Origin of the sequence: Spirulina subsalsa PCC 9445, from assembly GCF_000314005.1 — a bacterium.
Lineage (GTDB): Bacteria > Cyanobacteriota > Cyanobacteriia > Cyanobacteriales > Spirulinaceae > Spirulina_A > Spirulina_A subsalsa.
This window is the reverse complement of the sequence record NZ_JH980292.1, coordinates 1,965,434-1,976,709: the sequence shown is the minus strand read 5'-3', so window position 1 is coordinate 1,976,709 and position 11,276 is coordinate 1,965,434. Positions and strand designations below refer to the sequence as shown.

Here is an 11,276-nt window from a genome sequence, read left to right as displayed (position 1 = left end):
AAATCCAAACAGTACCCCTGATGAAAACCAAGATATCATTCAAGGTTCAAGAACTCCCTTATGGCTCAAACTGTCTGGATTGCACGACACGGCAACCGTCTAGACTTTGTTCATCCCGACTGGTTCAACACCGCAGAACGACGTTATGATCCCCCTCTCTCGGAGGATGGATTCCAGCAAGCGCAAGAATTAGGGCGGCGTTTGCAGAAAGAGGCGATCGCCCATATTTTCGCCTCCCCCTTCCTGCGCACCGTACAAACCGCCCACGCCGTCGCCGAATGCTTGGATCTCCCTCTCAAACTGGAAAGCGGCCTCAGTGAATGGCTAAACCCCCACTGGATGACCGAAATGCCCCAACGTCTCCCCCCAGAAATCCTCACTCAACAATATCCCCGCATTGATCTGAGTTACACCTCCTGCGTTGTTCCTCAATACCCCGAAACAGAAACAGAGGTCATGGACAGAAGCGCTACCACTGCCCATCAATTAGTGCAAAGATACTCAGAGAATATCCTTTTAGTCGGCCATGCAGCATCCGTCATCGGCACCACCCAAGGACTGGTCGGGGGTCAACCTTTAGTCAACACAGCACTCTGTTGTTTAGTGAAAATAGTCAATCACAATGGAGACTGGGAGATGGAGCTTAATGGAGATACCACTCACCTCAGTCCCCAGTCCGCCTCTTTTCCTAGATTAGGGCGTGCCGAATAAGTCGGGAAGAGGGAATAAGTCTTAATTCCTATTCCCTCTTCCCTGTTTCCTTGTTAAATCTAGGATTCAGCAATTAACGGCGCGTTCGTGACGCTCGTGCGCTTGGCCGGGAAGCGGAAAAGAACCTGAAATAGAGATTTCCTCTGGTCTGCGGGTTCTGGTGCATAATTCCACAAACTGTCATAGAAGAAGAACGAAAAGCCTAAACCCTGTTGACGAGCGCTTTGGATTTTCGCCTGAATTTGTTGCAAACCAACGGGACGATTTCTTAACCCCGTCAAAATGCCTACCCCCGTCGGGATACGTTGCCGCGCTTCTTGAATTTCGGGCCGCACTAAATTCTCCCGGAAAGCCGCCAAATCGGGACGATACACTTGAACTAATAATTCATCAATCACACCCCGACGTAACCACGCTAACCAGTCTTGGAGTTGTCCGCGATAGGCGAAATCGTAGGGATTGGGGGAAACGGAGAAAATAGCATTGGGTTGTTTCGCTTTCACTTGACGGTTTAATTCAACCATAAACGCCGTCAGTTTATCCGCACGCCATCTGACCCAAGCGGGATCCGTAGCGTTACTCGGTGCGGCCCGGCCGGTTTCCCGACGATACATCGCCGTTGTGAAACTGTCATAGCCAAACTGGTTGGGGAGACTCGCGTGATCATCAAACTGTACCCCGTCCACATTGTATTGATCCAGGACTTCTAGGACAATTTGGGTGATAAATTGCTGCACTTCAGGATGAAAAGGGTTTAACCAGTAGACCTCTCCAGCCGTCCCAACCCAAGACCTAGTTCCATCTTGTTTTTGGGTTAACCATTCAGGGTGAGCTTTAGCTAATTCGGAGAAGGGGGGAGTCATAAAGCCAAACTCAAACCAAGGCAGGACTAACAAACCATTGCGGTGGGCTTTTTCGACGAGATCCGCTAGGATATCTTGACCTTGATTGCCGCGACGGATAAAGGTTTGAATGCCTGCCCTTTGGGCTGTGGCGCTGGGGTAGTGAACAAAACCCGAGTTCCACACCACCGGGTAGACCGTATTAAAGTTAAGTTGACCCAGTTGAGTCATGGCCGCCTCTAGGGCATTTTGATCCGCGAGTACCCGAGTGTCATTGTTGGTCATCCAGACCCCTCGCACTTCGGGAAAGCGCTGTTGAGCAACGGTTCCAAGGGGATGACTCAGGAAAACAATGGTCAACAGGGCAGTTAGAAATAGGGCTAGTCGGGTTTTCCAACTGTGCGATCGCCTCGAAAATATCGCCGATAAGAACATAGGTTTAAACTTCAAAATCTTGAGTAGTTCAGGGTTCATCATGCCAAGGACTTTTTCCGGCAAAAGTTTGAGTAGTTTTCAACACACCCGTCAAACGGTATTGCACCAATCCTTATAACAATTCTTAAGGTCGAGCCAACTGCCCCACCCACAAGGGGATGGGGTTTTCCCGGCAATCTTTATAAACTTCCGTAGTATAGCCGACAATGCACAGACTCTGTACTGTATCTTGGGAGATATTCGTTCTGTTATGTGACTTCCTCCCAACGCAGACCGCAAGCGATACAGCGCGGGCTTTCCCCCATTACATCACTCATTCACTCATAACGATGATAACCGCGCACCAAGCGAGTCGCCGTTTCCACATCAACAGGTTTCGAGAAAAAATATCCTTGGGCAAACTCACAACCTAATGCCTTAATATACTCCAGTTGTTTTGGGGTTTCTATCCCTTCTGCGACTAAATTCATCCCTAAACTATGCGCTAGCGTAACAATAGTTTTCACAATTTCCGTTTGACTAGAATGAGATCCCATCCCTTGGACAAAAGAACGGTCAATTTTAACCGTATCAATGGGGAACTCATGTAAACGACTCAGGGAGGAATACCCCGTGCCAAAATCGTCAATGCACAGGCCAATTCCCAAAGTTTTCAGTTGTTTAAGTCGATTCGCTTGAGCCTCAGCTGTCTTAAGTAAACAGCTTTCGGTGATCTCTAATTTTAAGCCAGAATAGTCAATTTCAACTAACATCAATAGATTATAAATCTGCTCAATTAAATCTGCTTGTTCTAGTTGAATAGGGGAGAGATTGACATTCAAACCTAGAAAAGGGGGATAATCCGTGTTTTTTTGTAGAAATCGTTGCCATTTTTGCAATTGAGAACAGGCAGAACGGAGAACCCACCAGCCCAGTTGATGAATTAAACCCGTTTCCTCGGCAATGGGAATAAATTGAGTGGGAGAGATCATCCCTTTTTGGGGATGTTGCCAACGCACAAGGGCTTCAAAACCTTGCAAATATCCAGTTTTGAGATTAATAATCGGCTGGTAATATAAACAGAATTCATCCCGTTCTAACGCCCACCGTAGATCATTTTCAAGTTGTAACCGTTCTGGAGTGTTAATCTGCATGGCCGGATTAAAAACCGCATAGCGATTCCGACCTTTGGCTTTAGCTTGATACATCGCCACATCGGCATCTCGCAGGATTTGATCGGCGTGTTCGTAGGTGCGGTAATTGAAGGCAATGCCTAGACTAACCCCAGTGAACACTTGATAGTTATTGAGGTTAAAGGGGTGGCTAAACTGGCGTTGAATACTTTCCGCAATATGGATAGCTGCTTCTAAATTAGGGATGTCATCAAGGAGGATGGCAAATTCATCCCCGCCGAGACGGGCGACAATATGCTGGGAGGGAACACATTCTCGGAGACGTTGGGCGGCATATTGTAGGAGTTGATCTCCACAAAGATGACCTAAGCTGTCGTTAATAACTTTAAAACGGTCGAGGTCAAGGAATAGAATGGCGTAGTGGTAGGGTAAGGTGCGCTGCTCATTTCGAGACGCTTCGCGACTGTCCGTTGTGATACAACCATGGTTTTCATAGCAATTTGCCCGTTGGATGGTTGTTTCTACACGCTGTAAAAAACAAGTGCGATTCGGTAAGGTGGTTAAAGCATCATGAAAGGCGTTGTAGAGCAGTTTTTCTTCTGCTAAACGACGGGCGGTAATATCTCGCACGGTTCCCTCATAATAGATAAGTTCTCCATTCTCGTTGCGGACGGCTCGGGTGTCTTCGGAAATCCAGATAATTTTGCCATCCCGGCGATAGATTTGGGATTCAAAATTACTGACGAGATCATGTTGTTTGAGTAATTCCGTAAAGTCTTGACGACGATGGGGATTGACATAAAGTTGATCAGCAATATTAGTTAGGGCTTCAATTAAACTAGCGGGAGTCTCATAGCCATAGATTTTGGCGAGGGCAAGGTTGGCGCTGATATACTGACCCTGGGGGGTGGTTTGGAAAATGCCTAGGGTAATATTTTCAAAAATACTGCGATACTTGAATTCCGCTTCTTTGAGGGCAACATGGGACTGATGTTGCTCTATGGCAATCCCGGCTAAATTTTGGGCTAATTCAACTAATTTTTGATCTTCGGTACTGGGGAATTGAGGTTGAGGGTAGTAGAGGGCAAAGGTGCCGAGTATTTGACCTTGGGAGGAGAAAACGGGGCTAGACCAACAACTCTGTAAGTTTTGAGCGAGGGCAAGGTGTACATAACTCTGCCAGCGTGGGTCTTTCGTAATATCGGTGACAATGACAGTTTTTTGTAGATAGGCTGCGGCTCCAAAGGAGGCCACATTGGGACCAATGGGGAGTCCTACTAAGGCTTGACGGTAAGTGGAGGGAAGACTGGGAGCGATGCAGTGAGTAAAGGATTGACGGGATAAATCTAAGAGTAAAATGGAGCCAATCATGCCCTCGGATTGGTATTCAATCACCTGAATTAGATAGTCTAGAATCTCTTGGAGATCCTGATTGGTGGCAATCATTTCGAGAATGTGGGTTTGATGGGTCAGGAGAGATTGACTAATGGCTTCGCTGGTAATGTCGCGGGAAATGGCGATGATCTCTTGAGGAGTGCCTGTACGGCGATCGCGCAAAACCTGACTTTTTGTCTCCAAACGCACATAATGCCCCCCTTGATGGCGAATCCGATAGACCAAACTAAAGGGAAAAGACTCCTCAAGCATCCCTAAATGAGCATTGCGCACCCGTTGATAATCTTGGGGGTGAATCAACTCGTAGGGAGACATTCCCACTACGTCTTGAGCGCGATAGCCTAAAATATTCCAACAGGCTGGGGAAATCTCAATTAATTGACCATCGAGTTGATGACGAGAAATCAGATCCGCCCCATTATCCGCTAGCAATTGATAATGAGCATTGCGGTGATCTAATTCAGCTAAAGGCCCGGCAGACTGACGCGTAGGAATAATTTGCTTCGTAGCTAGATACGATAGCAAAGAAGGAGATTGACTCGTACTCGGCTCTTCTAAGGCCGCCACCCCTTGAATGAATAAAACCTTATGCTCTGGGTTTAACGACACAACAGAGGCCGTACAAGACCAAACCTGCTTATGATGGGGGTCATATACCATCAACTCCACCGGGGAAGCATTCCCCTGTCGCCCCAGTTCCCAACATTGATGGAGACGTTCTGTCGGAAAGGGTAAATTCTCCATCGCGTTTGAGGAGGAGGGAGCTTGAGCAAATAATTCTAGGGCGGTTTGATTCCACCATACTTGTAGCGGTTCTAACTGGATGACCCAAACCGGGGATTGTATCAGATTAAGGAGTTTCAAATCCGTCTTGGGGAGGGGAGTAACATTAAGGGGAAACATGGCTGTTGATAGAGCATGACAAGGGCGGAAGGGTATAGGCCAAGGGCAAGGGATTGGCAATTGTAGATGAAACACCGGATTTCAATACTCTGTATTGAGAGAACTGTACTGAGAGAACCAAGATACAGGTGAAGAAAAAGCTATTGCTCTTGCCAGTCTTCCTCCAATCTAAGTAAATTAGGACAAGATATTTGTATCATTAAATACCAATACCCAAAGGTTCATTAACCTTTAAGCAAGGAAAAAAGGACAATTGTTATCGTCATGTTCTTAAATCTTTTGGTTATTCTAGTCCGTGTTTCAAGAGTGACTCCATAGCCTTTCACTCCTTAGACTGAAGACGTTTAAAAAGGGTGAAATTCTGGCGCTCAACCTGCATTTTGCATTTAACCAGAAAGGTTTGACTGAAGGAAATTTTATTCAGAGTTACTTAAGAATTTTTGGAGACTTTGGTTATTTTTTTATAAAAAGTTTAGATTTAAAGTCTGTATTCTTCCATACCTTGACTGGCTTAGTTAGATTCATGAAATATTTCAAAGTATCAACAAAAGTAACAAAATTGTTACATCAAGGAGTAAGGCAAAATAGCTTCAAAGCCTCTCAAAACAAGGGATTGCACTGGATTCGATGACCCGTGAAATTGTGGGTCTTATCATTAACTCTTTTGTCAAGATAGTTTGTTTAGCTAAAAGATCGGGTTCAATATAAGAAGAAAAGTCAAGCCATGTAGATGCAATGTTCAGAATGATGAAGCGACCGTCACAACTGACACGTCTAATTTGGGATTTCTACCGCGAAAACCCAATGGAGTTACAGCAACTGAAAGTCCTCGAAAATTGTCAAGTTTTTAGACGGTGGGGCGTGCTACATATCCGGTGTTGGAAAGAGGATGTAGCCGAGGCTGTTTTGGCAACACGCAGTTTGCTAGTTGAACCCATAGGACAGTTGCGCATTGCCCAAAAGATTCAAGTCTCCGTCGCCAAACATCCAGTTGCTTTATTTCCCGTCCATTCGGATAAACAGTTTGTCTAATCCCGGAAATGGCTCATCAACAATACCCAGTGGACTACCCTATTTAGGGGCTGCTGAACATGGCTCTAAGCCTTGTTTCATAAGGCTTTCAGCCTTTTAAATGGCGAAAAAGTGCAAGATTTTAGAGATAAAGCATCCAAAAGGCTTGTCTTGTTCCAACTCCCCCTGTTCCCTGTTCCCTCCTGCCTGCCTCTTACCTATTCCCTGTTCCCCACCTCCCCAAATGTCACAAATCCGACAAATTATGAGATAATTCGTAATAAAGATTTTAAGATTTGCTTTCAGCAAAAGTAATGAGCGAACCAGCGCAAGAGCAAACCCTAGCAGAGAAAGCACCACCTCGCTATGAGTGCCTGAGTTGTGGCTATGTGTACGAGCCAAGCAAAGGCGATAGCAACGCGGGTGTTCACCCCGGAACAGAATTCGTTGACCTCCCGGCAGGTTGGCGCTGTCCCGTTTGTAGTGCCAAACGGACTCAATTCCGCAATATTGGGTCTTCTGGTGCGCCCTCCGGTTTTAAAGAAAATCTCGACTATGGCTTTGGGGTGAACCGTCTCACCCCCGGACAGAAAAACCTGCTCATTTTTGGAGCGTTGGGGGTTGCGATTTTATTCTTTTTAAGCTTGTACGGTTTACGGTAAACCCCCGAGAAGCCCCAGTTTGGGGCGAACTCAACAAGCCTACCCTCATTTATTTAGTGAGTATGATGAACTCTTTTGTGAAGAAACTCAAACAATTTCTCATATTCTGTGCCGTGGTGGTCTTCGCGGCGGGCTGTAGCAATGTGCCTAATGTAAGTTACAATCCTTGGCGGGTGGTTGACCTGCCCACAGATGCCGTGCTGTCGGATATTGCCTTTACTGATGACGGCAATCATGGCTGGTTGGTGGGTAGTCGAACGACTTTGTTTGAAACCCAAGATGGGGGCGAAACATGGGAGGAACGAACTTTTGACCTAGGCGAGGAAAAAGTTAGTTTTACCTCGGTTAGTTTTTTTGGTCAAGAAGGGTGGATTGTGGGGAAACCCTCCATTCTCTTACACACCACTAACGGGGGCAACTCTTGGGATCGGATCCCCTTAAGTAGCAAGTTACCCGGTTCTCCTTATAAGATTTTCGCTTTAGGTCGCAATCAAGCGGAAATGGCTACGGATGTGGGGGCGATTTATCTCACCAAGGACGGAGCCAAAAACTGGAAAGCCTTGGTACAGGAGGCGGTGGGTGTTGTTCGGAATATGGAGCGATCGCCTGATGGATCCTATATTGCCGTTTCCGCCAAAGGGAACTTCTATTCCACTTGGGAACCCGGAGAAACCGCTTGGCAACCCCATCAACGCACCAGTTCCCACCGTTTACAAAACATGGGTTTCGGGGCCGATGGGCGACAGTGGCTCTTGGCGCGGGGGGGACAAATCCAATTTAGTAACCCCAATGCCGAGGACGAGGAAAGCCCTTGGGATGAGGTGATTTATCCCGAATTCTCCACCAGTTGGGGTTTATTAGATGTTGCCTACCGCACTCCAGAGGAAATTTGGGTATCTGGTGGCAGTGGCAACCTCCTAGTCAGTGAGGATGGGGGGGAAAGCTGGCAAAAAGACCGGGCGGTGGAAAGTGTCCCTACCAACTTGTATAAAATCCTGTTTATGGGACAAGACAAGGGCTTTATTTTAGGCGATCGCGGAATCCTGCTGCGCTATGAACCCGACCTAGAAAACGCTTAATCTTGTTCTTTCTCCGGGGCTTTGATTTCATCTCATAACCGCCCAAAGACCTCAAGACCAGGGAGTAATTTTACTCAGTCAAGCCGGAGAAAAACTGTATCATTTTGGCACAGGGTCTGTCACAATGTACAGTAAAATGACATCATTTAGACATTAAACATTTGTTCAGGAGATTCATTCATGGCAGGTACAACAGGAGAACGCCCCTTTTCTGATATTGTCACCAGTATTCGTTACTGGGTGATTCACAGCATTACCATCCCCATGTTATTTATTGCTGGGTGGCTATTCGTTAGCACAGGTTTAGCCTATGACGCTTTTGGCACCCCTCGCCCTAACGAGTATTTCACCCAAGATCGTCAGGAATTACCCATTATTTCTGACCGTTATAGTGCAAAACAACAAGTTCAAGAATTCTCCGGCAAGTAAGCGGTTTTTAATTTGAGAGGATATCAAAATGACCAGTAACAACCCGAATCAACCTGTTTCCTATCCCATTTTTACCGTCCGTTGGTTGGCGGTTCATACCTTGGCAGTTCCCACCGTTTTCTTTTTAGGTGCGATCGCGGCCATGCAGTTTATTCAACGCTAATTTATTTAGGCTTAGTGATTTTCGCCTATTCCTTGATGTTATCAACATCAGGGAAATAAAGGAAATCAGCAAATGAAAAAAACGCGATAAAAAAACGCGACAAACAGAGGTTAAAATCATGGAAAGAACGCCAAATCCAAATAGACAGCCTGTTGAGTTAAACCGGACTTCTTTGTTCCTGGGTTTACTGTTGATTTTTGTGTTGGGCATTTTGTTCTCTAGTTATTTCTTTAACTAGATCAGCTTGTGTAAACCGTATTGGGAACCATTAGTGAGGTATTGAAGAAATGTTTGCAGATGGGCGTATTCCTTTATGGCTGGTTGCTGTGATTGCAGGTTTAGGTGTAATTGCAGTGGTTGGCATCTTTTTCTACGGTGCTTATGCTGGGGTAGGTTCTTCTCTCTAGAAGTTCTTTCCCTGCACACCTAGTTAACCCAGTTGACGAAATGGGAGCAAGAATTCCCCTCACTTCTAGCAGGTGGGGGGATTCGTTTTGGGCAACCGTACCGCCCAAACCGTCAACCATTGAGGATTTTTCCCGATATCCTGTTCATCCCAACCGTTATCATAGAAAAGAGTCCAGATATTATTTTTTTGTCCTATTGAAGAGGAGCATGGTTAAACAATCGATGCCTAGCGCCGAAAACCCAGAAGCCATTCGTTTACCCCGCACCAGTGAATCGGAAAACCTCAAACGAATTCGCCACACTGCTTCCCATGTGATGGCAATGGCTGTCCAAAAACTATTCCCCAAGGCACAGGTAACGATTGGCCCTTGGACAGAAACGGGGTTTTATTATGACTTTGACAATCCCGAACCCTTTACGGAGAAGGACTTAAAGGCCATCAAGAAAGAGATGGATAAAATTATCCGTAAAAAACTGCCCGTGATTCGGGAAGAAGTGACGCGGGAAGAAGCAGAACGTCGTATCCAAGAGATTCAAGAACCGTACAAGTTAGAAATCCTCAACGAGATTATTAAACAAGACCCCATCACCCTCTATCATTTGGGGGATCAGTGGTGGGATCTCTGTGCGGGGCCTCATGTGGAGACGACAGAGGAATTGAATCCCAAGGCGATCGCACTAGAATCCATTGCCGGGGCCTATTGGCGCGGGGATGAAAACCGCCAACAACTCCAGCGTATTTATGCCACCGCTTGGGAAACCCCCGAACAACTGGCCGAATATAAGCGCCGCAAGGAAGAAGCCCTCAAACGAGATCACCGCAAGTTAGGGAAAGAATTAGGATTATTTATTTTCGCCGATCCCGTTGGCCCCGGTTTACCCCTTTGGACCCCCAAAGGGACGATCATCCGTTCCCTTTTGGAAAACTTCCTGCGGGAAGAACAAGTCAAACGGGGCTATCAACAAGTCGTCACCCCCCATATTGCCAAAGTAGACTTATTCAAAACCTCGGGACATTGGCAAAACTACCGCGAGGATATGTTCCCCATGATGGCCGAGGATACAGAATCGGCAGAGTTAGAACAGGGTTTTGTGTTAAAACCCATGAACTGCCCCTTCCATGTGCAGATTTATAAAAGTCAGTTGCGTTCCTATCGGGATTTACCCCTGCGTTTCGCGGAATTTGGCACCGTCTACCGTTACGAACAATCGGGGGAACTGGGGGGATTAACTCGGGTGCGCGGTTTTACCCAAGATGACTCCCATTTGTTTGTCACTCCCGATCAACTCGAATCAGAGTTTCTCAATGTGGTGGATTTAATTCTCACGGTGTTTAAGAGTTTGCAGTTGAAGAACTTTCAAGCCCGTTTGAGTTTCCGTGATCCCGCTTCTGATAAATACATGGGTTCTGATGAGATTTGGAATAAGGCCGAAAATGCTATCCGTCATGCGGTGCAACATTTAGGGATGGATCATTTTGAGGCCCCCGGTGAGGCGGCGTTTTATGGCCCTAAATTGGATTTTATTTTCCAAGACGCTTTAGAACGGGAATGGCAGTTAGGGACGGTGCAGGTGGACTATAATCTACCCCAGCGCTTTGATTTGGAGTATGTGGCCGAAGATGGCACCCGCCAGCGCCCCGTGATGATTCACCGTGCGCCCTTTGGTTCCTTGGAACGGTTAATCGGGATTTTAATTGAAGAGTATGCGGGAGATTTCCCCCTCTGGTTGGCTCCGGTGCAGGTGCGCTTACTGTCGGTGAGCGATGAGTTTCGGACTTATGCCGATCAGGTCTGTGGGCAACTCAAAGCGGCCGGATTGCGGGCTGAGGTGGACTATAGCGGCGAACGACTGGCCAAGATGATCCGCAATGCAGAAAAGCAGAAAGTGCCTGTGATGGCCATTGTCGGGGCGAAGGAGGTAGAAAGCCAGACCTTGAGTATTCGCACTCGGGCGAGTGGGGATTTAGGGTCTATGGCGGTGTCGGAGGTGTTGGAGAAGGTTCAGGGTGCGATCGCCCAGCACGAAAACTTCTAACTAGGGAGTTGGGAGTCGGGAGTCGGGAGTCGGGAATCGGTGTAGGGGCGCAATGCTTGCGCCCTAGGGAGTCGGGAATAGGGAATAAT

The 11,276-nt window shown here is 46.9% G+C and carries 11 protein-coding genes; 9 read left to right on the top strand and 2 right to left on the bottom strand.

Annotated elements, in window-relative coordinates:
* Positions 1–60: 60 nt before the first annotated feature.
* The gene (locus SPI9445_RS0109220; RefSeq protein ID WP_017304453.1) at positions 61–711 is read left to right on the top strand and encodes a histidine phosphatase family protein; all 651 of its coding nucleotides are present in this window, start codon (positions 61–63) and stop codon (positions 709–711) included.
* 59 nt (positions 712–770) lie between these two features.
* Here the strand turns inward: SPI9445_RS0109220 and SPI9445_RS0109215 are convergent, their stop codons facing one another.
* Together SPI9445_RS0109215 and SPI9445_RS27495 are read right to left on the bottom strand one after the other, a co-directional pair.
* A complete protein-coding gene (locus SPI9445_RS0109215; protein ID WP_017304452.1) occupies positions 771–2,030 on the bottom strand; it encodes a family 10 glycosylhydrolase in 1,260 nt (419 codons plus the stop codon).
* A gap of 275 nt (positions 2,031–2,305) precedes the next feature.
* Positions 2,306–5,398: an EAL domain-containing protein gene (locus SPI9445_RS27495; RefSeq protein ID WP_017304451.1), complete on the bottom strand. Its 3,093-nt coding sequence runs from the start codon at positions 5,396–5,398 to the stop codon at positions 2,306–2,308.
* A gap of 804 nt (positions 5,399–6,202) precedes the next feature.
* On the opposite strand from SPI9445_RS27495, the gene SPI9445_RS0109205 reads away from it, so the two are divergent.
* The 8 genes from SPI9445_RS0109205 to thrS all read left to right on the top strand — a co-directional run bounded on the left by SPI9445_RS0109205 (position 6,203) and on the right by thrS (position 11,187).
* Complete coding sequence (locus tag SPI9445_RS0109205; RefSeq protein ID WP_017304450.1) at positions 6,203–6,430, top strand: hypothetical protein; 228 nt, start codon at positions 6,203–6,205, stop codon at positions 6,428–6,430.
* Positions 6,431–6,723: 293 nt separating this feature from the next.
* The gene (locus SPI9445_RS0109200; RefSeq protein WP_017304449.1) at positions 6,724–7,071 is read left to right on the top strand and encodes a rubredoxin; all 348 of its coding nucleotides are present in this window, start codon (positions 6,724–6,726) and stop codon (positions 7,069–7,071) included.
* Positions 7,072–7,136: 65 nt separating this feature from the next.
* Positions 7,137–8,150 (top strand): photosynthesis system II assembly factor Ycf48, encoded by a 1,014-nt coding sequence (locus SPI9445_RS0109195; protein WP_017304448.1) that lies wholly within the window; start codon positions 7,137–7,139, stop codon positions 8,148–8,150.
* A gap of 180 nt (positions 8,151–8,330) precedes the next feature.
* Positions 8,331–8,579 carry a cytochrome b559 subunit alpha gene (gene psbE / locus SPI9445_RS0109190; protein ID WP_017304447.1) on the top strand — a complete coding sequence of 83 codons (249 nt, stop codon included), beginning with the start codon at positions 8,331–8,333 and terminating at the stop codon, positions 8,577–8,579.
* Positions 8,580–8,607: 28 nt separating this feature from the next.
* The gene (gene psbF / locus SPI9445_RS0109185) at positions 8,608–8,742 is read left to right on the top strand and encodes a cytochrome b559 subunit beta (protein ID WP_017304446.1); all 135 of its coding nucleotides are present in this window, start codon (positions 8,608–8,610) and stop codon (positions 8,740–8,742) included.
* 115 nt (positions 8,743–8,857) lie between these two features.
* A complete protein-coding gene (locus SPI9445_RS28400; protein ID WP_071525273.1) occupies positions 8,858–8,980 on the top strand; it encodes a photosystem II reaction center protein PsbL in 123 nt (40 codons plus the stop codon).
* A 49-nt stretch (positions 8,981–9,029) separates the two neighbouring features.
* Entirely contained in the window at positions 9,030–9,149 is a 120-nt protein-coding gene (locus SPI9445_RS0109180; RefSeq protein WP_017304445.1) for a photosystem II reaction center protein J, read from the top strand.
* 208 nt (positions 9,150–9,357) lie between these two features.
* On the top strand, positions 9,358–11,187 hold the full coding sequence (gene thrS, locus SPI9445_RS0109175) for a threonine--tRNA ligase (protein ID WP_017304444.1): 1,830 nt from the start codon (positions 9,358–9,360) through the stop codon (positions 11,185–11,187).
* Positions 11,188–11,276 lie beyond the last annotated feature (89 nt).

Bases quoted from the DNA above. Each gene is read 5' to 3' on its own strand.
- SPI9445_RS0109195 (WP_017304448.1), top strand. From the start codon at position 7,137: ATGAACTCTTTTGTGAAGAAACTCAAACAATTTCTCATATTCTGTGCC.
- SPI9445_RS0109220 (WP_017304453.1), top strand. From the start codon at position 61: ATGGCTCAAACTGTCTGGATTGCACGACACGGCAACCGTCTAGACTTT.
- SPI9445_RS0109200 (WP_017304449.1), top strand. From the start codon at position 6,724: ATGAGCGAACCAGCGCAAGAGCAAACCCTAGCAGAGAAAGCACCACCT.
- SPI9445_RS27495 (WP_017304451.1), bottom strand. From the start codon at position 5,398: ATGTTTCCCCTTAATGTTACTCCCCTCCCCAAGACGGATTTGAAACTC.
- SPI9445_RS0109205 (WP_017304450.1), top strand. From the start codon at position 6,203: ATGGAGTTACAGCAACTGAAAGTCCTCGAAAATTGTCAAGTTTTTAGA.
- SPI9445_RS0109215 (WP_017304452.1), bottom strand. From the start codon at position 2,030: ATGATGAACCCTGAACTACTCAAGATTTTGAAGTTTAAACCTATGTTC.
- psbF (WP_017304446.1), top strand. From the start codon at position 8,608: ATGACCAGTAACAACCCGAATCAACCTGTTTCCTATCCCATTTTTACC.
- SPI9445_RS0109180 (WP_017304445.1), top strand. From the start codon at position 9,030: ATGTTTGCAGATGGGCGTATTCCTTTATGGCTGGTTGCTGTGATTGCA.
- thrS (WP_017304444.1), top strand. From the start codon at position 9,358: ATGGTTAAACAATCGATGCCTAGCGCCGAAAACCCAGAAGCCATTCGT.
- psbE (WP_017304447.1), top strand. From the start codon at position 8,331: ATGGCAGGTACAACAGGAGAACGCCCCTTTTCTGATATTGTCACCAGT.